Here is a 25951-nt window from a genome sequence, read left to right on the forward strand (position 1 = left end):
GTTGTTCAGTCAGGCATTTTGGGTCAACAACCCGAACAGTTCGCTTTGCGATGAAATGTTCAGTTTCTTGTAGATATTGCGCCGGTGCACCTTGACCGTGTTCCCCGAGATGCCGAGCTTGTAACCGATGGCCCGGCTGGAATGACCCTGAACGATGAGTGTTGCCACTTCGGCTTCGCGGTCCGAGATTTCATCCTCTCCGTCCTGGGAAATCAACCGAAAGCGATGTTCCAGCGAGGCAGGAGCGCCTATATCCCGTTTTGCCGGCTTACCCAGAACAGACAACAGGCTTGGCACCAGCACCGTCGACAGGGCCCGGAACCTGGCGATTTCGCTGGCCCGAAACCGGCGTTTTCCGGCGTGGCGGCCTATGGACATGTTCACCGAGGTGTCGTCATCGACCCGGGCGACGAAACCCATGTCGTCGACCAGTCCCATTGGTCCGAAATAGTTCGAGTAATATTCGCTTGTCTCGAAGCGGTCGGGTGCGATCTCGCGCAGTGGGCAGGCTACCCAGTCTTCGGTTTCCATGGCCAGTTTGTAAAACGGATCGAGCAGGTATCCGAACCGGGTATAGTCCCGGTCGAACATCGCTTCGAGGTGATCTTCCAGAACCCATTTGAACAGTGATTCCGGCGCGCTGCCGCGGTGAAAACGGATCGCCAGAACGCTTTGAACCGAAAAGACATCGCGACAGAACGGGACCACGACGCTTGCGAAATCCTCGATCGAGCGAGCGGCGCACAATTGGCCAAAGAACTCGTACTCTTTTGATTTTCCTTGCAGAATGGTCCTGTCCTCCGAGTTGATAATACCATATCAGTGAAAAAAATGCACATCAATACTACTCTGGTGGTATTGAACGTTTTCCTGCTTGGTGGAACCTAAAGGTGGGAGGACGTCATGTTTCACAAAAATACAACCTGCTCGCGCCGGACGGCCCTTGTCGCATCGGAGCTGTATTACTGGCATGACACCCAGAACTGGTGCGGCTCGATGGCGCCCAGCCTGACCATTCAGCCGGCGGAGCATTTCGAGAACCCCGAAACCAAACGCCGTCTCCAGAACCTTGTTCAGGCGACGGGGCTTTGGGACCACCTTTCTCTTCTTCGGCCCGAGCGGGCGATGGATGATGTGATCCGCATGGTTCATCCGCAAAGCCACATCGACCATCTGGCCGCGGTCTGCAAACAGGGTGGCGGCGATGTGGGCGAGCTGACCCCGGCAGGTCCTGCCAGCCTGGAGATCGCGCGTCTCGCCGTGGGCGGCGTCATCACGGCGATGGACGCCGTGATGACCGGCGCCGTGGATAATGCCTATGTGCTGTGCCGCCCGCCCGGGCATCACGCACTGCCTGATCTGGCGATGGGGTTCTGCCTGTTGGCCAATGCGGCCCTGGGCATCCGGCATGTCCAGAAAACCCACGGCCTTACGCGGATCGCCGTTGTGGACTGGGATGTGCATCACGGCAACGGAACCGAGGCCGTATTCCTGAACGATCCCGGAGTGCTGACGATATCGCTTCATCAGGACAACCTCTTTCCGCTGGATTCGGGCGGCATCGAGGTAAAGGGAGCGGGCAACAGCAATATCAACGTCCCGCTGCCGCCGGGTTCGGGTTCGGGCGCCTACCGCGAAGCATTCGAACAGATCGTCATTCCGGCGCTTGATGCGTTCGCGCCCGAACTGATCGTTTTACCTTGCGGCTACGATGCCTCGGCTGTCGATCCGCTGGGTGTCTGCATGCTGTCATCCGAGGATTTCCGCTGGATGACGCGCCAGGTGATGGCGTTGGCCGACAGGCATTGCCAGGGGCGTATCGTGATGACGCATGAAGGCGGGTATTCGCCTGTCTATGTTCCCTATTGCGGATTGGCGGTTCTCGAAGAACTGAGCGGCGCATCCGATTCGCTGCCCGATCCCTATGCCGACTTCATCGCGAATTATGGCGGTCAGGCCCTGAGCAACGATCAGGCCGCCGCAATCAAGCGCGCGAAAGACGCGCATTTCTCAAACTGACACATCCAGGGAGGTCCATATGACCAAAGACTTGAAACATACCCAAACCCGGCGCGGGTTTCTGAAAGGCGCCAGCATGGCCACGGGCTCGGCCGCGATGCTGGCCGGGCTAAACAGTGCGGCACAGGCGCAATCGTCCGATCCGGTGGTGATCGGCTGCCCGGCGCCTCTGACCGGGATCGTCGCCGCGGACGGGATCGAATTCCAGCGCGGCATCCAGATGGCGGCGGACGAGATCAACGCGGTTGGCGGCATTCTAGGCCGTCCGATCGAGTTGGTCTTTGCCGACACGCAAAGCAAGGGGGTCGATGTTGTCATCCAGTCCGCTCAGCGGCTGATCGACCGGGACAACGCCAGCGCCCTGATTGCGGGCTATAACTTGGAAAACGGCACCGCGCTGCATGATGTGGCCGCCGATGCCGGAATCATCGCGATGCATGCCAACACCGTGGCCGTGCATGACGAAATGGTGAAATCCGATCCCGACCGGTATTGGGGCACCTTCCAGTACGATCCGCCCGAGACGCTGTATGGCGGCGGCTTCCTCAAGTTCCTCAAGGATATCGAGGACAATGGCGAATTCAGCCGCCCGAACAACAAGATCGCGATCATCACCGGGCCGGGCATCTATTCGGTAAACATCGCCAATGCCATCCGCGATGGGGCCGGTGAATATGGTTATGATGTCTCGCTCTATGAAACGGTGGCCATTCCGGTATCCGACTGGGGGCCGACCCTGGCCAAGCTGCGCGCCGATCCCCCGGCGGTGATCGTCGTCACGCACTTCTATCCGCAGGATCAGGCGCTGTTCATGAACCAGTTCATGACCGACCCGACAAACAGCCTTGTCTATCTGCAATATGGCGCTTCGCTGGCCGCGTTCCGCGACATTGCCGGGGACAACTCGGTTGGTGTGACCTACGCAGTCGTGCTTGGCACCTTGCAGGACGAAATAGGCGATGCCTTTGCCAAGGCCTACAAGGAACGCTATGGCGATCTGTCATCGACGGCCTCCGGCGTCCAAACCTATTCGGCGCTATATGCCTACTCCATTGCCGCCGCCTTGGCCGGTGGGCCGGGTGCGCCCTATGACGATGTGCAGAACAAGGCGGTTGCCGACCGCCTGCGGTCGCTGATCTATCGCGGGCCGGTGGGGACGATGCGTTTCCATGCCGATACCCAATCGGCCTATAGCTATCCGACCGAAACCAACGACCCGAGCCTTGGGATGCCGCATATCTTCAGCCAGATTTTCGACAAGGCGGAAGATGGCGTGTTGATCGCCCCGGCGCCCTACAAAAAGGCCGGGTTCAAGACTCCGCCCTGGATGAAGGGCTGAGGCTTTGACGGCAGAAGGGGCACATGGCTTCCTCGAGCTCCGTGGCGTGACCAAGCGCTACGGAGCCCTTGCCGCGGTCGACGGGGTGGATTTCGCCGTCGACCGTGGCGAGGTTGTCGGCATCGGCGGCCCCAACGGTGCGGGCAAGACAACCTTTTTCGACCTGATCAGCGGGTTGACCCGCACCACCGAGGGCACAATTCGCTTTCGGGATCAGGACATTACCGGTCTTGCGCCGCATCGTCTGTGCCAGCTTGGCATGGCGCGGACATTCCAGCTGAATTCCGGGTTCGACAACATGACAGTGTTTGAGAACCTGTTGGCCGCGCGCGCCTTCGGGCGCCGCAGCGCCGGGGGATGGCTGCTGACGGCGCGGGCCGACAGCCAGGCAACACAGGCGCTTCTGGAAGAGGTCGGGCTGGCCGACATCGCGTCGGAACCGGTTGCGGGCATTCCCATCCTCGCGCGAAAGAAACTGATGATCGCCACGGCCCTGATCAGCGAGCCGGACATCCTGTTGCTGGACGAACCCGTTGGCGGCCTGACGCCGCCCGAGATTGACGAATTGATCGAACTGATGCTCACGCTCAAATCACGCGGCATGACGCTGGTGTTCATCGAACATGTCATGCGTTTCCTGACCGCGGTCGCGGACCGCGCCGTCATGATGCATCAGGGCCGCATCATCTATGACGGAACGCCCGGCGGGCTGGCCAATGACAAGACCGTTGCCGAGGTTTATCTGGGCAGCGCCGGGCTTGGAGGCGCGGCATGACCCAATTGTTATCGTGTGAAAATCTGGTGTCAGGCTACCTGAACCGGCCTGTGCTGCATGGCGTTTCAATCGAGATTCCGCAGCAAGGCGTGCTGGCGTTGATCGGCCCCAACGGGCACGGCAAGACAACACTGTTGCGGACATTGTCGGGGTTTCTTCCTCTTCGCCAAGGCAAGATCACATTCGACGGGCAGGACGCCAGCCGGATGTCGGTGCAAAAGCGCGTCGAGGCCGGTCTGATCCACGTCCCGCAAGGCGATCAGCTTTTCACCGAGATGACGGTGGAGGACAACCTTTTGATGGGCGCCTATCTGGCGTCGGACAAGGCCGAGATCGCCCAGCGTCTGGCCGATGTCTATCAGTTGTTCCCCAAGCTGAAGGATCGGCGTAACCAGATCACAAGCGGCCTGTCGGGGGGCGAAAGGCGCATGGTGGGGATCGGGCGCGGCCTGATGTCGGAAGCACGGTTGATCATGCTGGACGAGCCGTCGCTGGGTCTCGCTCCCTTGGTGATCGAACAGATCTACGAGGCGCTGGACCAGTTACGCGCCCGAGGCAAAGCGTTTCTGGTGGTCGAGGAAAATCCCAGCCGTCTCATGCATTTCGCGGATCGGATCTGCCTGATGGATGCCGGCCATATCGTCTGGCAGGGCAGCACCGCCGAGGCGCGGGACTCGGGCGACATTCTCAAGACATATCTTGGAGGGCATTGACCCATGGATGTGCTCATCCAGATTTTCTTTACAGGCGTGACGCTTGGCGCGATGTATGCGCTGGCCTCGGTCGGGCTGTCGCTGATCTTTGGCACGTTGGGCATGTTCAACATGGCCCATGGGCTGTTCATGACGCTGGGCGCCTATGTCGCCTATTCGGCGGCGAATGCGTTTCAACTGCCCTTGTTTCTGGGGTTTGTGGCCGCGATGGCCGCAGGCGCGGTGATCGGTGTGCTGACGCATCTTCTGATCGTGCGCTTCATGCTGGGCACGCCGGATTTCGGAATGAACGTCATGGTCGCGACCGCAGGGCTTGGGATCGTGTTGCAGGACATCGTGCTCAAGATCTATGGCGGCTACCCCTATCCGCAGGTCGTCCGGGTTGAGGGCCTTGCCCAGCTTGGCGGCGTGAGCATCACGCTTCAGGCGCTGACCAATGTTGGGGTGGCCTTGGCGTTGATCCTGGGGACGGCGTGGCTGTTGATGAAAACCCGCTTTGGCCGGGCAATCCGGGCGACGGCGATGAACCGCGAAGCCGCGATGCTGATGGGGGTCAAGGCCGATACGGTGTTTTTGCAGGTCATGGCACTGGCGGGGATGCTGGCCGGGGTCGCGGGGCTGATGATCTCGACCCAGGCGACGCTGTCGCCGCAGATGGGGGGTGACCCGCTGCTGAAGGCCTTCGTGATCTGCGTGGTCGCCGGGCTGGGCAATGTCTGGGGCGCAGGGCTTTGCGCCTTCGGCCTCGCGCTTTTGGAGGCAGCGATCGGGTATTACTTCGGCGTGCGGTTCGGATTTCCGACCATGCTCATGCTGGTGATCCTGCTTTTGATCTGGCGACCACAGGGCCTCTTTGGCCGTGAAAGGGTGGTGCGCCTATGAACCAGTCACATTCCTTGAAACGGCATCTTCTGGTGTCGGTGCTGATCGTCGCGGGCTTTGCCGCGCTGCCCCTGATCATGACACAGCGATACCTGCTGGGCGAGGTTATCCTGTTCTTTCTCTGGGCCATGGTCGCGATGAACTGGAACCTGCTGATGGGGCATGCCGGTGTCTTTTCGCTGGCCCAGATGCTGTTCTTTGCCACCGGCGCCTATGCCGTCGCGATGAGCACGTCCTATCTTGGTATTTCCATCTGGGCGGCGCTGCCGCTGGCTGCCATCGTTTCGGCGATCCTGGCCTTTTTCATCGGGCTGGCCTGCCTGCGCCTTACGGGTGCCTATGTGGCCCTGCTGACCTTTGCCATCGTCGGGATGATTCATGTCCTGATCATCACCGAGACCGAGTGTTTCACGATGGTCCGCAACTCTTGCCAGCAAATGTTCGGCGGGGCGGCAGGTTTCTCTCAGTTCGAAGATTTCGGGTTCCGGAAACTGCTTCGGGGCAACTGGATCCTGGGGAACTACTATGTCGCCCTGCTGGCCTTTGCCGTGACGATCCTGGGCATTGTCGTGATCATCCACGGGCGGCTGGGCCTGGCGTTTCGCGCCATCCGCGACAATGTCGGCTATGCCAGCAGTCGCGGCATCGACCGCCGGAAATACCAGATCGCGGCCTTTGCCATATCGGCCTTTCTGACCGGAATGGCCGGGGCGATCTATGCCGGGCATTTCCGCGCCGCCGGGCCCAGCCTGTTCGATTTCTCGACGCTGCTGTTCGTGTTGTCGATGGTCGTCGTTGGCGGCGTGGGGTCGACCTGGGGGCCGATCATCGGGGCGGGCACGATGATGCTGATCATTGAGTTTTCCAAGGGTATGGGCGACGCGCGTGATCTCATCCTGGGCGTGGCGCTGATCGTCTTTGTCGTGGTGATGCCCAAGGGGCTGGCCGGGTCAGTGCGGCAGCTTCGCCAAATGCTGGGCCGAAAGGCTTCGAAAAACGAAGAAGGGTCGAAGCTATGACCAAGGCGGATGTCATCATCGAAAACGGCCGCGTGCTGACCATGAATGCAGCCGCGCCACGGGCCGAGGCCGTCGCTCTGCGGGGCGGGACGATCCTGGCGGTGGGTGCGCGCGACGAAATCGCCGCGTTCGCTGGCCCCAAAACACGCCGCTTCAACGCGCAGGGCAACACGGTGATGCCCGGCATGGTCGAGGCGCATTTGCACCTGTTTCTGGGGGCTGCTGGCCTGCGTATGCTGCATCTCGACAATGTGCGCGGGGCGACGGCGCTGCGGGACAAGTTGCATCCCTATGCGGCGGCCAACCCCGATGCGGCGCTGCTGATCTGCAAGGCGGCGGATTATTCCCTGTTTGGCGATGGTGTTGCCACCACACGGCACTTGCTGGATGACATATTGCGCGACCGCCCGTTCATCCTGATCGCGGGGGATCATCATACCGCCTGGGCCAATACGGCTGCGTTGCAGCGCGCGGGCGTATTGCATGGACGCGACCTGCCCACGGGCAACGAGATCGTCATGGCCCCCGACGGCACGGCCACTGGCGAATTACGCGAACAGGCGGCGATTGATCCGGTCTTGTCGCTACGCTCTTCCGGCGGGCGGGAAAACCTCGGGTTGATGGGGCTGGAACCCGGTGACGGGTTGACCCCGGCGCAGCGCGATGACGATCTGCGCGTGATAAAGGAAGGGCTGGCATATTGCGCCTCTTTCGGCTTCACCAGCCTGCACAACATGGACGGAAACCTTTATCAGCTGGCCCTGCTTCGCGATCTCGAAGAGCGGGGCGAATTGATCTGCCGCACCGAAGTACCGTTCCACCTGACCCCAGATAAGCAATTGAGTACGCTGGAAGAGGCCAGTTGGATGCATGAAACCTATCGCTCTGACCGCCTACGGTCGGGGCGGATCAAGATGTTCATGGACGGAGTGATCGACAGCGGCACGGCGTTTCTGGTCGGAGACTATACCGACCGCGCCGGTTGGAGTGGCGAGGCCTTGCATTCGGCCGAACATTTCGCCGCTGCCGCGATCGAGGCCGACAGGCGCGGGCTGCAGATCAGTGTTCATGCCATCGGTGACGCTGCCGTCCGGCGCGTGTTGGATGGGTATGGGGCCGCACGCAGGGCCAATGGCGCACGCGACAGCCGCCACCGGATCGAACATATCGAGCTTTTGCATCCCGACGATGCCCATCGCCTGCGCGAACTGGGCGTCGTGGCCTCCATGCAGCCGCCGCATCCGCCGGGCGCCATGGATTTCCCGCTGGAGCCGTGGCGCAGCAAGGCTGGCAAGGGGCGCTGGCCGCAGGCGTTTCCGGTCCGTGCCCTATTGAGCGACGGTGTCCCGCTTGCCTTTTCATCGGATTGGCCGGTGTCGGACATCGACCCGATGCGCGGCATCAAGGCCGCGATGGTTCGTGAACGGTGGAGCGAGAATTGCCCGGACAACAGGCTGTCTCTGACAGAGGCGCTACATGGCTATACGGCTGGTGGTGCCTACGCCGGTTTCGATGAAAACCGCCTTGGCCGTATCGCGCCGGGGATGCAGGCTGATATCGTCGTGATGGACCGGGATCTCGAGGCGCTTGACCCTGAAGAGATCGACACGGCCCGTGCCGCGCTGACGCTGTGCGGCGGCGAAACAACTTGGGAGGCTTAGGAGATGGCACAGCGAAACGAGGCTGCCGCATTGGCTGCGCGGGATGGTCTTTCCCATGTTCAGGGGGGTTGCCAGCCGGAACTGTCCGGCGCGACGATCCCGCAATTGCTGCGCGAAACCGCCCGGCGCGGCGGGGCCAGTGATGCGCTGATCTTTGGGGATGCGCGGCTGAGCTATGACGCGTTTTCGCAAGCGGTAGATGACCTTGCCTGCGGGTTTCTGGCGCTTGGGCTGCAAAAGGGCGACCGTCTCGGCATCTGGTCGCCCAACCGGATCGAATGGGTTCTGACGCAATTCGCCACTGCAAGGATCGGCGTGATCCTGGTCAACATCAACCCGGCCTACCGCCTGAGCGAGCTGGAATACGCCCTGAACAAGGTGGGGTGCAAGGCGCTGGTGCTGGCGCCTGCGTTCAAGACCTCGGATTATGTTGAAATGATCCGTACCCTCGCGCCGGAACTGGCAAATTTCGAGAAGGGTAGGCTGCGGGCAGAAAAGCTCCCCGAACTGCGGCATGTGATCGTCATGGGCGATAATGCAGGCCAATCCGGTGAATGGGCGTTTGGCGACATTGCCCGCATGGGCACCGCCGAACACCGGGCCCGCCTGCCGGAAATCGACAAGACGTTGCGCGCGGACGATCCGATCAACATCCAGTTCACCTCGGGCACGACGGGCCAGCCCAAGGGGGCCACACTGACGCATCGCAACATCGTCAACAACGCGCGGTTCGTGACCGACCGGATCAACCTGACGGAACGGGACAGGCTGGCGATCCCGGTGCCGCTCTATCACTGTTTCGGCATGGTGATGGGCGTGCTTGGGGCCGTCAGCAAGGGTGCGGCGATGGTGTTTCCGGGCGAAGCCTTTGACCCGGCCCAGACGCTGGACACGGTCGAGGCCGAACGCTGCACGGCGCTTTATGGTGTGCCGACGATGTTTGTGGCGATGTTGCAGGAATTGTCTGCAACTCCGCGCGATCTGTCGTCGCTGCGCACGGGTATCATGGCGGGGTCTCCCTGTCCGGTCGATGTGATGAAACAGGTCAACGACCGGATGCACATGGGCGAGGTGACGATCTGCTACGGCATGACCGAAACCTCGCCCGTGTCTTTTCAGAGCTTTGTCGACGACAGCACCGAAAAGCGGTGCGAAACCGTGGGCCGGATCCACCCCCACCTGGAGGTCCGAATCGTCGATGACACCGGCCAGACCGTGCCCGTGGGCGTTCAGGGAGAGCTGTGTACGCGCGGCTATTCGGTGATGCAGGGCTATTGGGACGACCCGGAGCGCACCGCCGAGGCGATCCGCGATGGCTGGATGCATACCGGCGACCTGGCCGTTCTGGACGCAGACGGGTTCTGCACGGTCACCGGGCGGGTCAAGGACATGATCATCCGAGGCGGCGAGAACATCTATCCACGCGAGATCGAGGAATTCCTGTTCGGCCATCCCGACATCAAAGAGGTCCAGGTCTTTGGCATTCCCGACGCCCGAATGGGCGAAGAGGTCTGTGCCTGGGTCGTCGCCAAACCCGGGCGCGAGATCACCGCCGAAGACGTGCGCGCCCATTGCCAGGGGCAAATCGCCCATTTCAAGGTGCCCCGGCACGTCCGCATCGTGACAGAGCTGCCGATGACCATCACCGGCAAACCCCAGAAATTCATCATGCGCGACCGGATGGTCGAAATGCTGGGCCAGGCCTAGGCCTCGGACTAACGCCTTGCCACGACAAGTGTCGACCCAGAGACAGGAGAGATGAACATGAAGCTGAGCGAATACGCCTCTTATGACGCCACGGGGCTGGCTGAACTGGTTGCCCGCAAAGAGGTTTCGGCGGACGAGCTAACCGACGCGGCGCGGCGCGGCATTGCCGCCGTGAACCCGCAGCTGAATTTCATGGTGGATGCCATCGAGCCGCCCATTGCCGGTGACAGTTCCGGCGCTTTCGCCGGGGTGCCCTTTCTGATCAAGGATATCATGATGACGGCGGCGGGGGTGCCGCAGGGGATGGGCACGCGTTTGCTGGACAACGACGTGTATGTCGCGCCGCACGATGGTGAATTGATGCGCCGTTTCAAGGCGGCGGGGCTGAACACCCTGGGGCGCACCACCACGCCGGAATTCGGGTTCAATGCAACGACCGAATCCGTCGCCACGGGGCCCAGCCGTAACCCCTGGGACCCGTCCCGCACCACCGGCGGGTCCAGCGGCGGTGCCGCCGCCGCCGTGGCCGCCGGGGTCGTGCCCATGGCCCATGCCAATGACGGCGGCGGGTCGATCCGTATCCCTGCGGCCTGTTGCGGGGTGATCGGGCTCAAACCCAGCCGGGGGCGCACACCGCTTGGCCCGGATGCGCAGCTTGCCATTCTGGGGCTCGGGCACGAATTCGCGGTCACCCGCACAACGCGAGATGCCGCAGCACTGCTCGATCTGGTTGCGGGCCCCGAGGCGGGTTCGTTCATCCCTCTCGCAAACCCGCAGACGCCCTATGGCGACTGCATCAAGCGCCCGATGCAGGGCCTCAGGATCGCCATCGCGCCAACCGGTTTTCAGGGCGCCGCCCCGACCGATGCAGGTATCTCGGCCGAGGTCGTTCGCGTCGGAAAACTTCTTGCCAACCTTGGCCACAACGTCGAGGAAATCGACCACATCCCACTGGACCAGGAACAGTTTCACAGGGCGAACTACCGGTTCTGGATGGCCACGCTGGCCGCCGCCTCTCAGACGCTCACGACGGCTTTTGGTATTCCGGCCAGCACGGACGTGTACGAAACCTGCACATTGAAGGGGATCGAGGATGGTCAGGCCATGTCCGCGGTCGACATGATGGAAGCGGTGCAGATCATGGGCATGACCGGTCACCAGATGGGCGCGTTCTTTGCAGGCTACGATGCCGTGATCCTGCCGCCCTTTGCCGCACCGCCCATTCCGCTGGGCGTGCTGGACCAGAACCATCCCGACTGGAGCGCGCGGCGGTTCTATGATGAGCTCTTCAGCCGCTTCAACGCGACCGCGCCTTTCAACGTGACAGGCCAACCCGCGATCACCGTGCCCACCGGCCTGGTCGAGGGGCTGCCGGCCGGTGTGCAGATCGCGGCGTCGCTGGCACGAGAGGATATTCTGCTGAACCTGTCGGCCCAGTTAGAAGACGCGACAGACTGGTCCGCGCGCCGCCCGGCGGTTTCTGTCGCCAATCTCTGAAGACTGGGGAGGCCGGGCGTTGGCGCAAGCCATCGGGAGAGGTGAGTTGAGCGAGCCTTGACCCAATCGAAGATGCTCTTGGCGAGCGCCTTGTCATGGACATGCGCCCCTTTCGGGGCGTACGAGCCCTCGTAGTCGTCAGTTCGGCGAACCTGACGGCTAAAGAGCCATGCCACGCCAAAATTCAAGTTCATCCAGCGTTCGTTGTCGGCTGTCAGTCCTTAAAAAACGATAAGGCAAATGCCTTTGTCTGATCTCGAAATCGGGTCCAGTCCTCGTGGTCCATTTGATCTTTGTCGAGGAAGAAAGCCACTTCTGGACTGAAAGCGACATAGAAGTGCTGGGCGCTCCAGATTTGAAAGAGGAAGGCAAACGGATCGGTTCGCCGCATAACGCCTTCGTCCATGTACCCTTGAAGCAGCGCGATGGAGCGTGCCACGATCGATCGAGATCCCCGCCTCTCCATCGCTTCGATGCCAAAGGCACCACCCGATAGCATTTCGGAAATCAGCAACTTGCTTTGGTGGGGTTTGGTTTCGGCTTGTAGAAAAATATGCTCGATGTAGTCGGAAATTACAGCCTTCGGCGAACCCTCACGATCACTGGGGCTGAGGCTGCGCCACTCTCGGAAAATGCGGTCGATAACGTCTGTGTAAAGGCTCTCCTTGCTGTTGAAGAAATAGAGCACCTGCCGCTTCTGTAGCCCGGCACGGTCGGCAATGGACTGAACCGAAGTGCCACTCAGGCCGTTGCTGGCAAATTCGATCTCGGCGGCATCCATGATGCTTTGCATCCTTTTCGCCCGCACGTGGTTGACCCGTCGCGGCTTTGAAGCTGCTTCCGGAACCGTCGTCGATTGCGTAGCTGGAACCATGGATTGATCTGTCTTTCCGCGCTTGCCGTTCATCGAACTTCTTCCTTTTCACCGAGCCACCCCCGTACCTATTCGCGGGCGCCGGATCGGAAACGTGTAAACCCGCTCGTGCTGATCTCGCTGTCGACTCCTGAGTTCCAGTATGCACGATAGGTTTTCGTTGACAAACTCATATCTGCACCAAATGGTGTAAATTTATCAAGTGGTGCGGAAAGGCGGGTGACTGCCCATGAACATGTCCGAATTCATTGCCTCGATGCCCAAGGCCGAGTTGCACATACACATTGAAGGAACTGTGTCGGCGGCCAAGGTTCTGGAATTGGCGAACCGCAATGGTGTCGACATTCCCTATGCCACAGAGGCGCAACTTCTTGCGGCTCAGGACTATGGCACGCCCGCGCTGAAGAATTTTCTCGATTACCACTACATGTGCTCCAGCGTTCTGCGTACTGGACAGGACATCTTCGACATTACGCAGGAATTCCTGAACAGGTGTCAGGTCGAAAACATCCGTCACGTTGAGATGTTTTTTGACCCGCAGCAGCATATTGATCGTGGTGTCGGTTTCGACGAGATGATGGATGCACTGAAGACCGCGTGTCGCGCGTCGGAGGTCTCGACCGGGTTGATCATGTGCATGAACCGCGAGCGCTCGTTGGAAAGCGCGATGGAGATGCTGGACCTCGCGGAAACGCACCGGGACGATATCCTCGGGGTGGGGTTGGATTCCTACGAGGAAGGCAATCCTCCGATCAAGTTCCAGCACTTTTACGACCGTGCCCGTGAGGAAGGTTATCGTCTGACGGCGCATTGTGATTGCGATCAGAAAAACGCGGTCGAGCATGCAAACCAATGTGTGCACAAGCTGGGTCTGGAACGCATTGATCATGGGTTGCATGTACTGGATGACCCGGCGCTGATTGACGTTGTGCGGGACCGCAAGATCACTTTGACCATGTGCCCGACATGGCGTCCGTCAGACCCGGAACCGCGGCGTTTGGCGGCCTAGCGCAAGATGCTGGATCTGGGGCTGCGTGTGTGCCTTAACACCGACGATCCTGAGGAATTCGCAAGCCGGTATCTGACCAACACCATGCAACAGGTGCAACAGCACGGTGATTTCAGTGCCGAAGACATGACGCAGTTCATGCGAAACGCCTTTGATGGCGCTTGGATCAGCGATGATCAGCGCAAGGCACATTTGCAGGAACTCGAAGCCCACCTGAAGACGCACATCGCATAAAAACTGTTATATAATAAAATGTTACGCTACTCTTGGCGCGAGAGATCAGAGGAAGATCCAATCCGTTTCACGGAAATCTCAAGAAAAACTGAGATATGGGCAGATGACGGTTTGACCGCTCGTCTTCGACTTCGTTCTTCTCCCGCAACGCCTATTCAAGGCCCCTTTCACCCATTTGGCTCACAGCATTCATTGCTGATCGTCGCAAGAACTGTTCAAGTCTCGCTACCCCTGGCTTAAAGCTTCCACCTTTGCGCATCACCATATGATACGTCCGGTGCAACACCGGATTGACCAGCGGCACAATCCTTAGCCGCGGGTTCTGATGCTCCTCGGCGACAATTCTGGGAAGCAAGGTTGCCAGACCGCGGTGCAAGACCAGCCCCATAAGTGTGCTGCGATAGCGGGCAGTGGCGGCCGGATGGTAATCCAGGCCAACGCTATGAAAAGCTGCTGCTAGTTCGGCGTGGGTTTCCGTCGCTTTCGCGAATGAAGTCATGCGCACGTGTTCGAGATCTCTCAATTCAATCGACTCCCGGTCAGCCAGCGCGTGTTCTTCTGAAACGACGAGAGCCAATTGATCGCGGAACAGTTTACTGATCCGAAAGCTTTCAGGTCTTCTGATTTCAGTAACGACCCCGATATCCGTATCGCCGACCTCAACCTCCTTATAGACATCCGTGTCGAGCCCGTCATAGATCGTAACCTGTATTCCGGGGTTTTCATGCTCGAACTGGTTCAGCAACCTCGGCAGGAAATTCGATGTCAGGCTTGTTACTGCCGAAATCTTCAGCTCCGCAAAAGGTTTCTGCAGGCCGTTGGTGAGGCCTCTGGAAATGTCGTCGAACTGGTTCAGCAACAACTCGACGACCGGAAAGATTTCTCTGCCCTTTGACGTCAGTTTCACCGAACGCCCAACCCGGTCAAAGAGCTTTGCGTTTATCGCCTCTTCCAGCAGGGAAACGCCGCGGGAGAGCGACGGCTGCGCTACACCGCAAAGCTTTGCGGCCTTAGTGAAATTCTCCACCTTCGCGGCAGCGTAGAAATAGGAGAGATGTCTCCGACTGATGCGCGGATCGTGGCGGTTGACTGCGAGTTTATCAATCAGGTGCTCCATAGGGGCATCCTGATTGATCTCACGCGCGATTGGCAATGGCCTTACGTCGGGGTCTTGGAGTCGAGACACTTGCCGTCCTGTCACGCATCGCGCAAGCCATGCTTCTTCACCGCTTGGTCGAACAGATCCAGGAACTGCTCGGTCATCGCGCACCGCGTTGCGTCGTCAATCCAGGCACCGTCCAGACCGTTCAACATGAAGCTGCGCAGATCTTCGAGACCATAGTCAAAGGCCGCGTGCATCGTTTTCCAGACCGTGTTCGGAGAGGTGTTGTGGAAGGTGGATCATCGGTGTTGGGATGGGTTTTCAGGCCGGTCCGGCCCATCGCTCGGATCGGATGCTTTTCGGCCCATTCATCAGGTGACAACACGTTCAGGTAATGGGTGTTCGTCGGCACCACCGTAAAGACGATTTCCTCGTCAATGCAGCGTTGCAGCAGGTCCGGATTGTCCAGAACCGTATAGCCATGGTCGATGCGATCGACCTTCAGAAGGTCGAGACAGGTTTCGATATTGCGCCAATGGCTGCCGTTCTCGCCGGCATGTGCCGTCAGCTTCCATTCTGCCTCCTGCGCCATCCGATAGGCTTTCCAGAAACCTTCGGGCGGGAAACGTTCATCCTCCATATAGTCGATGCCGAGGCCGATCATCCTGGGATGCGGCGCGGCCAGCGCGCGTTCCATCATCACGACCGCGTCTTCGGGACTGGCTTCGCGGTCGATCGAATGGATGATCCGGGACACGATACCGAAATCGCGCTCCGCGTCCTCCATTGCCTGAATGAGTGCGCCTTGCGCCGCGTCGAACGACAGGTCGGGGGCATGCAACAGTGTTCCGGTGGTGTTCCAGAACAGTTCCGCATAGCGCACGTTCTCAGCGCGCAGGTCTTCAAGGCATTCGCGCGTCACGCGGTAGAGGCGGTCTTCCGTGCCAAAGATATGCTTTTCCATGAACCGAAAAGCATGCAGGACACCACGCGGTTTTTCTCCTCGGACGTAGTATCCCGCCACGTCTTCCTCGGTCAGCGGTGCCGAGGTTTCGCGGACGAAATCCTGCAAGGTCGCTTCGCGGATGGTGCCGTAGAGGTGACAGTGGATATCTACCTTCGGGATTTCTGCGAAGAATCCATCCGGGATGGGTCCATGTGCATGGTTCTTTGTCATTGGGTGCTCCTGTTTTCAGGCGAATATTTTCAAACCAACCGTGCGGCTGGTGATGGCGTAGATGATGAGGGTGATCACCAGCATGATGGTCGAGATCGCCGCCGGTGTCGGGTCAGCCGAATATTCGATATGGGCCATCATCTCGACCGGCAGCGTCGAGGCGCGCGGACCGGTCAGAAAAATCGACAACGAGACGTCGTTGAACGACATGGTGAACGCGAGGATGCCGCCGGAAACGATCCCCGGGCGGGCCATCGGCAAGACCACATTGCGGAAGGTCTCGAAGGGAGTGGCCCCAAGACCGAGGCTTGCCTCCTCAAGCGTGATGTCCGTGCCCGCCATCGCCGACCAGACGGAGCGCACGACAAATGGCACCGTGATCATGATGTGGCCGCCGATCAGATTGACAAAGTTGTTGCCTTCCAGCGCCAAGGTTACCAGCAGGTTGAACAGGCCGAAGCCCAGGACGACGATCGGCAGCAGCAACGGTGTGAGCACGACGAATTCGACGATTGCCTTGGCGCCGAATGTGCCGCGAGCAAGCGCCCGCGCCACGAGTATGCCGATCACCGCTGAAATCGCCGTGGCGATGATCGCGATCACAAAGCTCGTAACGATGGAGCGCGAGAACCACGACAGCGAAAAGACCTCGTAATACCAGCGCAGGGAAAACTCCGGTGGCGGGAATGTCAGGTAGGATGCCGAGGTGAAGGAGGAAATCACCACGATGACGATCGGCCCCAACAAAAAGAGAAAGCCGGCCACCATCATGGCAACGGACAGTGTTTTTCCCGCCATCAAAAGGGCGTTTTCCGCACGAAAACTATTCATGGGATTTCATCACCTTTTGCCAGACCCAGCGCTGCAGCCAGACAAAAGCCAGGGCCAGAATGACGAGGACAAGTCCCACCGCTGCGGCTGCCGACCAGTCGAAGGTGGTGAAGGCATAGGTGTAGATCAGCGTTGTCAGCAGCGGCGCCCAGCCACCGCCCAGCAGAAGCGGGGTCGCAAACGCGGTCAATGCCAAAGCGAAGACCAGCAAGGTTCCGGTCAAGAGCCCCGGCACGCTAATCGGGATGACGATACGGAAAAAGGTCGTGACCGGGTTCGCACCGAGGCTCATCGAGGCTTCTTCCAGATTGCTGTCCGCCTTTTGCAGGCTCGCCATAAGGGACAGCACCATGTAGGGCAGCAGCAACTGGCTTTCGCCAAGAATGACGGCGGTTTCCGAATAAAGCAGGTCGACCGGGCTGGAGACGATCCCGAGGCCCAGAAGAACTTGGTTGAAGATGCCCGACGGGCTGAGAACCACGATCCAGCCATAGGCGCGCACCACCACCGAGACCATCAACGGGAACACAAGCATTGGCAGCAGGATTGACTGCATCCGCGGGCCAGCCCGCAGAAAACCGATGGCCAGCGGATACCCCAGGACAATCGTGATCAGGGTCACGATGATCGCCACGCGGATGGTGCGCCAGAACGCCTGAAACGCCAGTTTGCTGTTCCAGAGCTTTTCGAAGTTGGCCAGCGTGAAACCTTCGATATCTGGCGAGGTAAAGGCCGAGGTCAGCATCATCACGGCAGGAACGACCGCCAGAAGCCCGACGATGATGAAGGCCGGGAGCGACAGGGCCCAGTTTCTTTGGGTGGCGCTCAGCATGGGTCAGTCCCGCTCCAGGATCTTGATACGATCCGGCGGAAGCTTCAGGTTAGTATTCCCGCTCAGCCGTTGGCCTTTCCCGGTCTTGAGAATGATGGGCGCCTCCGACAAGTCGGTCTGCACCTGGTAGACATTGTAGTTGCCCGTATAGGCCTCGCCGACTACCTGTCCCGCGAATTGCCCGGTTTCGTCTCCCGCCAGTTCCAGATCACTGCTGCGAAACGCCGCCATGATATCGGTTCCCGAGACCGTATCGGACAGGGCGGCAAACTCGTGCCCCGCGATGCGAACCCCGTCCGATGTTCGCTCTGCTGGGAGGATATTCTCGATCCCAATGAAATCGGCCACGAATGCGCAGTTGGGGTTATCCCAGATCTCGCGCGGGCTGCCGACCTGTTTGACGACCGCGTTGTTCATCACGACGATCTGGTCCGACAGGGTAAACGCCTCTTCCTGATCATGCGTCACCAGCAAGGTGGTCACGCCCGATTGGCGCTGAATCCGTTTCAACTCGAACCGCATTTCGTCGCGCAGCTTGGCGTCAAGCGCCGATAGAGGTTCGTCAAGAAGCATGACAGCGAGTTCGATAACAAGTGCGCGCGCCAGCGCGACGCGCTGCCGCTGACCTCCACTGAGCTGGCGGGGGTATTTCAGATGGCTGTCAGGCAATCCGACGCGGTTCAGGGCGTCATCCGTCTTGCGGGCGATCTGATCCCTGTCCATCTTGCGCATCTTCAACCCGTAACCGACATTGTCGACCACGGTCATGAAGGGAAACAGGGCATAAGACTGAAAGACGATCCCGATGTTGCGTCGCCAGGGCGGGATGTCGTTGACCGGCTTGTCGTCCAGCAGGATATCGCCTGATGTCGCGGTCTCGAAGCCGGCAATGGCGCGCAATGTCGTTGTCTTGCCGCATCCGCTCGGCCCGAGAATGCTGATCAGGCTGCCGGTTTCCGCCCGAAAACTCGCGTCCCGCACGGCGGTGAACTCGTCGTATTTCTTGACAAGATTTCTGACTTCAACCGAGGACATGGACAACTCCGATTGGTGTTGCGGGGCGTCTCGATCTCCTTGAAACGCCCCGCTCAGGGAGAGACTCAGTTCGCGATGACGGTTTCCTGCCAAAGCTGAACCCAATCCGCCTTGTTTGCGGCGATGGTCTTGATGTCCCAGAAATTGAGCTTTTCGAGATCATCGATCGACAGCGAATTCGAGGATGGTTCGACGACCGAGAAATCGACATTGGCCGATACCGGCGTTTCGCCCTGTTCGACCAAGAGCTTTGTCTGAACTTCGTCCGACATCATGTAGTTGATGAACTTTTCGGCCAATTCAGCGTTTGGCGAGCCTTCGACGACGCACATGAGATTGAGGATGCCGATGCCGCCTTCTTCGGGCCAGGCGAAATCCATCGGGATCCCGTCTTCCTTGCGCACAAAGATGTTCAGTTCAGGCGCCATGGACACGTCGCCGCGCACCTCGCTCTCCAGGATCTGGGCGTTCTGATAGAACTGGATGCTGTCCTTTGCCGATTTGACGGCTTCGAGCCCCGGCGCGATGTTGTCGATGCCGCCGCCTTTGAGTTCGGCCATCTTCACAGCCAGCATGGTCGCATAGGAGATGCCGATATCTGGGTATCCCGCCTTGCCCTTCAGGTCAGAGCGCAGCAGGTCGGCCCAGGAAAACTCTGCCCCGTCACCGAACTCGTCGGTGTTATAAGCAAGGCCCGCGCCAAGCACGACAAAGGCCGGGCAGGCACCGTCACCCATCGGATCTTTGGCAAAGTCACGCAGGTTGGCGAGGTTGGGGGCGTTCTCCGGGTTCAAATTCGCGATCAGCCCGCGCTGATAGGCCTAGTACATCTGAAAATCCGACAGGAAGACAACGTCGGTGCCGCGCCCCTTCGTCGCGATCAGTTTGCTCAGCCGTTCCGACGAGTGTCCACGATCCACGACGATCTCGACATTGTTGGCCTCTTCGAACGGAACGATCAGGTTCTCGGTGAAATCCTCTGCATAGCCACCGCCCCAAAGAGAGATCGTCAAGTCAGCCGCGTATGCACCGCCAGCAGGAATGGAGGCGACCGCAAGGGCGGCGCCGAAGAGTGTTGCCTTGTTCTTGGTCATTCCGGTCTCCAAAACTGATAACTGATCCAACCCAGGCTATGCACCAGATTAAAAGCGATCCAATATTGGATGACTCTGATTCAATAGCGAGAAGCTATTGTTTTGAACGGTCGCAGGAATGCTTTGCTGATGGGAAAGGTTCCAGCGTTCAGGACAATAGGCGTTACCGCTGATTGGAGCCTAGGCGCTGTCTTTTCAATTGCGGGGGATTGCCGGGCAGGGCATTAAGGCTCGGATGGCAAAGCAACTTGATTACCATACGATCCGCGAGATCTTTACCCGATTCCAGGCCGCCGATCCCGAACCCAAGGGCGAGCTGGAGCATGTGAATGCCTATACGCTGGTGGTAGCGGTCGCGCTGAGCGCGCAGGCCACCGATGCGGGCGTGAACAAGGCCACCCGCGAACTATTCAAGATCGCCGACACGCCGGAAAAGATGTTGGCGCTGGGCGAAGAGGGCGTGACCGAGCATATCAAGACCATTGGCCTGTTCCGGCAGAAGGCCAAGAACGTCATCAAGTTGAGCCGCATCCTGGTCGAGGAATATGGCGGCGAGGTACCCAATTCGCGCGCCGCGCTGCAATCGCTGCCCGGTGTCGGTCGCAAGACCGCCAACGTGGTGCTGAACATGTGGTGGCACATGCCGGCGCAGGCGGTGGACACCCATATCTTTCGCGTCGGCAATCGCACCGGCATCTGTCCGGGCAAGGATGTGGACGCGGTCGAGCGCGCCATCGAAGACAATATCCCGGCCGACTTCCAGCAACATGCGCATCACTGGCTGATCCTGCACGGCCGTTACCATTGCAAAGCCAGAAAGCCGATGTGCGGCACCTGCCTCATCCGCGATCTGTGCCAATTCGAGGACAAGACCCTATGAAGACCTACGATGTCGTTGGCATCGGCAATGCCGTTGTCGATGTGATCTCGCAAGCCGATGACAGCTTTCTCGACCTGATGGGAATCGAGAAGGGCATCATGCAGCTGATCGAGCAGGAGCGCGGCGAGGTGCTCTATGCCTCGATGAAGGAGCGAGTGCAGACGCCGGGCGGCTCGGTCGCCAACACCATCGCGGGCGCGGGCGCGCTGGGTCTGGATACGGCGTTTATCGGGCGGGTGCGCGACGATGCGCTGGGTCATTTCTATGCCGACGCGATGAACGAGGGCGGTATCGACTTCGTCAATCCGCCCGTGGCGGGGGAACTGGCAACCTCGCGCTCGATGATCTTTGTCTCGCCCGATGGCGAGCGGTCGATGAACACCTATCTGGGCATCTCGACCACGCTAAGCTCGGCGGATGTGCCGGAGCAGGTGACGGGCAACGCGAAGCTGATGTTTCTCGAAGGATATCTGTTCGACCACGACGCCGGGAAATCGGCCTTTCGCGAGGCGGCACGGGCGACCCGCGCGGCGGGTGGCAAAGCGGGGATCGCGATTTCGGACCCGTTCTGTGTCGACCGGCACCGCGCCGATTTCCTGTCGCTGATCCAGCACGATCTGGATTTCGTGATCGGCAACGAGGCCGAGATCCAGTCGCTGTTCGAGACCGACCATCTGGACGATGCGCTGATGCTCACCTCGGGCATTTGCCCGCTGGTGGTCTGCACCCGCTCGGGCGACGGGGTGACGGTGATGGACGGCACGCTGCGCATCGACGTGCCGGTGGAAAAGGTGGTACCGGTGGATGCCACCGGCGCGGGTGATCAGTTCGCCGCGGGCTTTCTGTTTGGCATGGCCACTGGCCGCGATTACGAGACCTGCGCCCGGATCGGCAATGTCTGCGCCGGCGAGGTGATCGGCCATATCGGCCCGCGCCCCGAGACCAACATGGTCGAGCTGCTGAAGGAAAACGGGCTGCTCTGATCTCGGGCCCGGGAGGGGCGCTGCCCCTCTTGCCCTGCGGGCAATTCACCCCGGAGTATTTTGGACCAGAAAGAAGCACGGGCTGGGCGCTGCACCTTGCTGGTGATCCACGTGCTTAGGTCGAAACATCCGGCGCCTGATTGTCTGGCTACGCTTGGTCAGCACGCCCGTTTGCAGACTCGGCACTGTGTAGCGCCTTGGCCAGCAGGGTGGACAGCATGGTCTGTTCCTCTGCCGCCAGCCCCTTGAGGAGTTGCGCCTGCGTCGCCACATGGGCGGCCATCATCTCGTTGATCAGGGTCAGCCCCCTGGGGGTGAGCGCGATGATCACGCTGCGGCTGTCCTCAGGGTTCTTTCGGCGTTCGACCAGTCCGTCCTGTTCCAGCCGGTCGATCCGGTTGGTCATGGTGCCAGAGGCGACCATGGTCGCATCAAGCAGCGCGCCGGGGGACAGCGCATAAGGCGGGCCTGAGCGCAGGAGCGTAGCCAAAACGTCGAACTTGGCCGGGTTGAGCCCGTATCGGGCAAAGTTTTCCTGCATCCCCTGTCCAAAAGCCATCGACAGCCGCGCGACCCGGCCGATCACCGCCATTGCCCGCGTGTCGAGGTCGGGGCGCTCGGCCGCCCATTGCCGGGTGATAAGGTCTACATGATCCATGATCCGGGTTATTTCGTCGATTTATCTTGACGTCAAGATAAATGATGTTATCTCGACGTCGAGATAAATTGATGAGGCCCCCCATGTCACGGACAACGGATATCGCCCTGACCGCAATCGCCCCGGCCATCTGGGGCAGTTCCTATATCGTCACCACCCAGTTCCTGCCCGCGCATTCGCCTTTTGTCGTGGCGCTGCTGCGGGCGCTGCCTGCTGGGTTGCTTTTGATGCTGCTGGTGCGTCAATTGCCGCCTCGGGCCTGGATCGGGCAGTTGCTGATCCTGGGCGCGCTGAACTTTGCGGTGTTCTGGTCGCTGCTCTTTGTTGCCGCCTATCGCCTGCCGGGTGGGGTTGCCGCGACGGTGGGTGCGGTGCAGCCGCTGATCGTCGTCTTCCTTTCGGCAGTGGCACTGGGCACGCAGATCCGGCTGGGCGCGGTGCTGTCGGCGTTGGCTGGAATCGTCGGCGTGGCGCTGTTGCTGCTGGGGCCCGAGGCGCGGCTGGATTGGATCGGCGTACTGGCCGGGCTGGGTGGCGCGCTGTCGATGGCGGTGGGCGTGGTGCTGACCCGCAAATGGCGGCCTGATGTGCCGCTGGTCACATTCACTGCCTGGCAGCTGACTGCCGGTGGTCTGTTGATGATTCCGGTGGCCTGGCTGGCCGCGCCCGACTGGCCGGGGCTGAGCCTGATCAATCTGGCAGCACTGGCCTGGCTTGGCCTGGTCGGCGGCGCGCTGACTTATGTCCTGTGGTTTCGCGGTCTGGCCCGGATCGAACCGGCGGCGGTCTCGCTGCTCGGCATCCTCAGCCCGTTGACGGCGGTGATCCTGGGCTGGCTGGCGCTGGGCGAATCCCTGAGCCCGGTTCAGGGGTTGGGCGCGATCATCGTGCTGGGCGCGGTGTGGATCGGGCAGCGCCCGGCGCACGCGCCCCGGCGACTGCGCTTTGCTCAGCCCAGATGCGGGGCAAAGGCCGCAACGACACGCTCGTAGACGTCACGCTTGAACGGCACGATCTCGGCCACCAGCCGGCCGGGATCCTGCCATTTCCACCGGCTGAATTCGGGGTGTTCGGTTTTGATGTCGATCTGATCGTCGCGGCCGGTGAAGCGGAACAGGTACCATTTCTGCTCCTGCCCGCGATAGCGCCCCTTCCAGATCCGCGGCACAAGGTCATGCGGCAGGTCATAGGGCAGCCAGCCCTCGGTCTCGGCGACCATCTCGACCAGATCCGCTGTCACGCCGGTCTCTTCCCATAGCTCGCGCAGGGCAGCCTCGAAGGGGTCCTCGTCCTCGTCCACCCCGCCTTGGGGCATCTGCCAGGCATCGGTGTTCTGGTCCATGCGCTGGCCGACAAAGACGAACCCATCGCCATTCATCAGGACCACACCCACGCAGGGGCGATAGGGGAGCTCGGCAATCTCTTCGGGTGTCATCGGATATCTTTCCTTTGGGTTGGCCCTGTCTAGCAAGCGACGCTACGGCGGCAAAGGGGGTGACGTCGGGTTTCGCGTGACAGGGGCACGGGCTATGGTGATCCTGCCCGTCAAATCCGAGGGAGAGTAATTCCGATGACTGCGTACCCACACATGCTTGCGCCGCTTGATCTGGGCTTTACCACGTTGAAGAACCGCGTGTTGATGGGCTCGATGCATACCGGGCTGGAAGAGACCCGCGACTGGAACCGGGTGGCCGAATTCTATGCCGACCGCGCGCGGGGTGGCGTGGGGCTGATGGTGACCGGCGGCATCGGTCCGAACATGGAAGGGTCTGTCCTGCCTGGCGCCGCGATGATGACCAGCGACAAGGATGTCGCGAACCATTCCATCGTCACCGCGCGCGTGCATGAGGCGGGCGGCAAGATCGCGATGCAGATCCTGCATGCGGGGCGCTATGCCTATGGGCCGAAATGCGTGGCGCCCAGCCCGGTGAAATCGCCGATCTCTCCGTTCCCGCCGACCGAGTTGGACGAGGAAGGGATCGAAAAGCAGATTACCGATATCGTCAATGCCGCGGTGCTGGCGCAGCAGGCGGGCTATGACGGGGTCGAGATCATGGGGTCGGAGGGCTATTTCCTGAACCAGTTCCTGGTCACCCATACCAACAAGCGCACCGACCGCTGGGGCGGGTCATACGAGAACCGGATGCGCCTGCCGATCGAGGTGGTGCGCCGCACTCGCGAGGCTGTGGGCCGTGATTTCATCATCATCTATCGCCTGTCGATGATCGACCTTGTCCCCAATGGCTCGACCTTTGACGAGGTGGTGCAGCTGGCGAAAGAGATCGAAAAGGCCGGCGCCACCATCATCAATACCGGCATCGGCTGGCATGAGGCGCGGATTCCGACCATTGCCACCAGCGTGCCGCGCGCGGCCTTTGCCTGGGTCACGAAGAAACTCATGGGGCAGGTTTCGATCCCGGTGATCACCTCGAACCGGATCAACACGCCCGAAGTGGCCGAAGAGGTACTGGCAACTGGCTGCGCCGATATGGTGTCGATGGCCCGCCCGATGCTGGCGGATGCGGATTTCGTCAACAAGGCGGCGGCGGGACAGGGCGACCGCATCGCGCCCTGCATCGCCTGCAACCAGGCCTGTCTGGACCATACGTTTGGAGGCAAGCTGACCTCGTGCCTGGTGAACCCGCGCGCCTGCCATGAAACCGAACTGGTGGTGGAGAAGGCGGCGGCGCCCAAACAGGTGGCAATCGTGGGGGCCGGTCCTGCGGGCCTGTCGACAGCGATCACCGCCGCGCAGCGCGGCCATGCGGTGACGGTGTTCGACAAGTCGGACGAGATCGGCGGCCAGCTGAACATGGCCAAGCAGGTGCCGGGCAAGGAAGAATTCTGGGGCCTCGTGGATTGGTACCGGGTGATGCTGGCCGATCTGGGTGTGACCCTGAAACTGGGCCAGGCGGTTGGCGCCGGTGATCTGGCGGGCTTTGACGAGGTGGTGATCGCCACCGGGGTCAGCCCGCGCGATCCGGCAATTCCGGGGCAGGACCGCGCCAATGTGCTGAGCTATATCGACGTGTTGCGCCACAAGAAGCCGGTGGGCAAGCGGGTCGCGGTGATCGGCGCGGGCGGCATCGGGTTCGACGTGTCCGAGTTCCTGCTGGAAGAGGGCCACAGCCCGGCGACCGACCTGCCGCTGTGGTTGAAGGAATGGGGCGTGAGCGACCCGGGCGAGCACCGCTCGGGCCTGGCGCCCGAGGGGCCGCAACCCGCCAAGCCCGAGCGCGAGGTGACGCTGTTGCAGCGCAAAGCCAAGGCGCATGGCAAGGATCTGGGCAAGACCACCGGCTGGATCCACCGCGCGACGCTGAAGATGAAGGGCGTCAATTTCGTGGGCGGCGTGAACTACGAGAAGATCGACGACGAGGGCCTGCATATCAGCTTTGGTGAGGCGCGGGAGAACCCCACCCTCATCGCCTGCGACACGGTGGTTCTGTGTGCAGGTCAGGTCTCGGACCGGTCGCTGGCGGATGCGCTGGGGGCCAAGGGCGTGCCTTGTCACGTGATCGGTGGGGCGGATGTGGCCGCCGAACTGGACGCCAAGAGGGCGATCAACCAGGGCACCCGGCTGGCGCTGTCGTTCTGATCCGGGCGGGAGAGATTTTTCGTCGAAAAATC

The 25951-nt window shown here is 60.7% G+C and carries 24 protein-coding genes and 1 pseudogene; 14 read left to right on the forward strand and 11 right to left on the reverse strand.

Annotated elements, in window-relative coordinates:
- Positions 1 to 9: 9 nt before the first annotated feature.
- Entirely contained in the window at positions 10 to 708 is a 699-nt protein-coding gene (locus AC2FNA_RS05885) for a helix-turn-helix transcriptional regulator (protein WP_496825115.1), read from the reverse strand.
- 195 nt (positions 709 to 903) lie between these two features.
- Here AC2FNA_RS05885 and AC2FNA_RS05890 point away from each other — a divergent pair, with 195 nt between their 5' ends.
- From AC2FNA_RS05890 to AC2FNA_RS05930, 9 genes are read left to right on the forward strand one after another with little or no spacing between them, the layout of a single operon-like run.
- On the forward strand, positions 904 to 2019 hold the full coding sequence (locus AC2FNA_RS05890; protein WP_496825116.1) for a class II histone deacetylase: 1116 nt from the start codon (positions 904 to 906) through the stop codon (positions 2017 to 2019).
- 31 nt (positions 2020 to 2050) lie between these two features.
- Positions 2051 to 3358, forward strand: a complete 1308-nt coding sequence (locus tag AC2FNA_RS05895; protein ID WP_496825117.1) for an ABC transporter substrate-binding protein — start codon at positions 2051 to 2053, stop codon at positions 3356 to 3358.
- A 46-nt stretch (positions 3359 to 3404) separates the two neighbouring features.
- A complete protein-coding gene (locus tag AC2FNA_RS05900; RefSeq protein WP_496825118.1) occupies positions 3405 to 4133 on the forward strand; it encodes an ABC transporter ATP-binding protein in 729 nt (242 codons plus the stop codon).
- Positions 4130 to 4846 (forward strand): ABC transporter ATP-binding protein, encoded by a 717-nt coding sequence (locus tag AC2FNA_RS05905; protein WP_496825119.1) that lies wholly within the window; start codon positions 4130 to 4132, stop codon positions 4844 to 4846. The genes AC2FNA_RS05900 and AC2FNA_RS05905 overlap by 4 nt, the downstream gene beginning before the upstream one ends.
- 3 nt (positions 4847 to 4849) lie before the next feature.
- Positions 4850 to 5728, forward strand: a complete 879-nt coding sequence (locus AC2FNA_RS05910) for a branched-chain amino acid ABC transporter permease (protein WP_496825120.1) — start codon at positions 4850 to 4852, stop codon at positions 5726 to 5728.
- A gap of 14 nt (positions 5729 to 5742) precedes the next feature.
- On the forward strand, positions 5743 to 6747 hold the full coding sequence (locus AC2FNA_RS05915) for a branched-chain amino acid ABC transporter permease (protein WP_496825121.1): 1005 nt from the start codon (positions 5743 to 5745) through the stop codon (positions 6745 to 6747).
- Complete coding sequence (locus AC2FNA_RS05920) at positions 6744 to 8408, forward strand: amidohydrolase (protein ID WP_496825122.1); 1665 nt, start codon at positions 6744 to 6746, stop codon at positions 8406 to 8408. The genes AC2FNA_RS05915 and AC2FNA_RS05920 overlap by 4 nt, the downstream gene beginning before the upstream one ends.
- Before the next feature lie 3 nt (positions 8409 to 8411).
- Entirely contained in the window at positions 8412 to 10115 is a 1704-nt protein-coding gene (locus AC2FNA_RS05925) for an AMP-binding protein (protein WP_496825123.1), read from the forward strand.
- A 51-nt stretch (positions 10116 to 10166) separates the two neighbouring features.
- Entirely contained in the window at positions 10167 to 11612 is a 1446-nt protein-coding gene (locus AC2FNA_RS05930) for an amidase (protein ID WP_496825124.1), read from the forward strand.
- Between the two features lie 214 nt (positions 11613 to 11826).
- Here AC2FNA_RS05930 and AC2FNA_RS05935 read toward each other — a convergent pair whose 3' ends face one another.
- Positions 11827 to 12519, reverse strand: a complete 693-nt coding sequence (locus tag AC2FNA_RS05935; RefSeq protein ID WP_496825125.1) for a TetR family transcriptional regulator C-terminal domain-containing protein — start codon at positions 12517 to 12519, stop codon at positions 11827 to 11829.
- A gap of 223 nt (positions 12520 to 12742) precedes the next feature.
- Here AC2FNA_RS05935 and add point away from each other — a divergent pair.
- A pseudogene (gene add / locus AC2FNA_RS05940) lies at positions 12743 to 13729 on the forward strand (adenosine deaminase).
- Positions 13730 to 13880: 151 nt separating this feature from the next.
- On the opposite strand, the gene AC2FNA_RS05945 reads toward add, so the two are convergent.
- The 7 genes from AC2FNA_RS05945 to AC2FNA_RS05975 all read right to left on the reverse strand — a co-directional run bounded on the left by AC2FNA_RS05945 (position 13881) and on the right by AC2FNA_RS05975 (position 19800).
- Entirely contained in the window at positions 13881 to 14846 is a 966-nt protein-coding gene (locus AC2FNA_RS05945; protein WP_496825126.1) for a LysR family transcriptional regulator, read from the reverse strand.
- Between the two features lie 190 nt (positions 14847 to 15036).
- The gene (locus AC2FNA_RS05950) at positions 15037 to 16008 is read right to left on the reverse strand and encodes an adenosine deaminase family protein (protein ID WP_496825127.1); all 972 of its coding nucleotides are present in this window, start codon (positions 16006 to 16008) and stop codon (positions 15037 to 15039) included.
- Positions 16009 to 16023: 15 nt separating this feature from the next.
- The gene (locus AC2FNA_RS05955) at positions 16024 to 16839 is read right to left on the reverse strand and encodes an ABC transporter permease (RefSeq protein WP_496825128.1); all 816 of its coding nucleotides are present in this window, start codon (positions 16837 to 16839) and stop codon (positions 16024 to 16026) included.
- Positions 16832 to 17671, reverse strand: coding sequence for an ABC transporter permease (locus tag AC2FNA_RS05960; RefSeq protein ID WP_496825129.1), 840 nt, complete (start codon positions 17669 to 17671; stop codon positions 16832 to 16834). Before AC2FNA_RS05960 ends, AC2FNA_RS05955 begins: the two co-directional genes overlap by 8 nt.
- A 3-nt stretch (positions 17672 to 17674) precedes the next feature.
- Complete coding sequence (locus AC2FNA_RS05965; protein ID WP_496825130.1) at positions 17675 to 18706, reverse strand: ABC transporter ATP-binding protein; 1032 nt, start codon at positions 18704 to 18706, stop codon at positions 17675 to 17677.
- A 65-nt stretch (positions 18707 to 18771) separates the two neighbouring features.
- Positions 18772 to 19512 (reverse strand): extracellular solute-binding protein, encoded by a 741-nt coding sequence (locus tag AC2FNA_RS05970; RefSeq protein ID WP_496825270.1) that lies wholly within the window; start codon positions 19510 to 19512, stop codon positions 18772 to 18774.
- 15 nt (positions 19513 to 19527) lie between these two features.
- Positions 19528 to 19800: a hypothetical protein gene (locus AC2FNA_RS05975; RefSeq protein WP_496825131.1), complete on the reverse strand. Its 273-nt coding sequence runs from the start codon at positions 19798 to 19800 to the stop codon at positions 19528 to 19530.
- A 235-nt stretch (positions 19801 to 20035) separates the two neighbouring features.
- Between AC2FNA_RS05975 and nth the strand changes: the two genes are divergently transcribed.
- Both nth and AC2FNA_RS05985 read left to right on the forward strand, forming a co-directional pair.
- Positions 20036 to 20680, forward strand: coding sequence for an endonuclease III (nth, locus tag AC2FNA_RS05980; protein WP_496825132.1), 645 nt, complete (start codon positions 20036 to 20038; stop codon positions 20678 to 20680).
- Positions 20677 to 21663: an adenosine kinase gene (locus AC2FNA_RS05985; protein ID WP_496825133.1), complete on the forward strand. Its 987-nt coding sequence runs from the start codon at positions 20677 to 20679 to the stop codon at positions 21661 to 21663. Before nth ends, AC2FNA_RS05985 begins: the two co-directional genes overlap by 4 nt.
- Before the next feature lie 148 nt (positions 21664 to 21811).
- Here AC2FNA_RS05985 and AC2FNA_RS05990 read toward each other — a convergent pair whose 3' ends face one another.
- The gene (locus AC2FNA_RS05990) at positions 21812 to 22321 is read right to left on the reverse strand and encodes a MarR family winged helix-turn-helix transcriptional regulator (RefSeq protein ID WP_496825134.1); all 510 of its coding nucleotides are present in this window, start codon (positions 22319 to 22321) and stop codon (positions 21812 to 21814) included.
- 83 nt (positions 22322 to 22404) lie between these two features.
- Here AC2FNA_RS05990 and AC2FNA_RS05995 point away from each other — a divergent pair, with 83 nt between their 5' ends.
- Positions 22405 to 23313, forward strand: coding sequence for an EamA family transporter (locus tag AC2FNA_RS05995; RefSeq protein ID WP_496825135.1), 909 nt, complete (start codon positions 22405 to 22407; stop codon positions 23311 to 23313).
- Here the strand turns inward: AC2FNA_RS05995 and AC2FNA_RS06000 are convergent.
- On the reverse strand, positions 23271 to 23756 hold the full coding sequence (locus AC2FNA_RS06000; protein ID WP_496825136.1) for an RNA pyrophosphohydrolase: 486 nt from the start codon (positions 23754 to 23756) through the stop codon (positions 23271 to 23273). The two genes, AC2FNA_RS05995 and AC2FNA_RS06000, sit on opposite strands and share 43 nt — an antisense overlap.
- Before the next feature lie 135 nt (positions 23757 to 23891).
- On the opposite strand from AC2FNA_RS06000, the gene AC2FNA_RS06005 reads away from it, so the two are divergent.
- Complete coding sequence (locus AC2FNA_RS06005) at positions 23892 to 25919, forward strand: FAD-dependent oxidoreductase (RefSeq protein WP_496825137.1); 2028 nt, start codon at positions 23892 to 23894, stop codon at positions 25917 to 25919.
- The last annotated feature ends 32 nt before the right edge of the window (positions 25920 to 25951 follow it).

The organism is Ruegeria sp. YKSD163 (assembly GCF_059612905.1).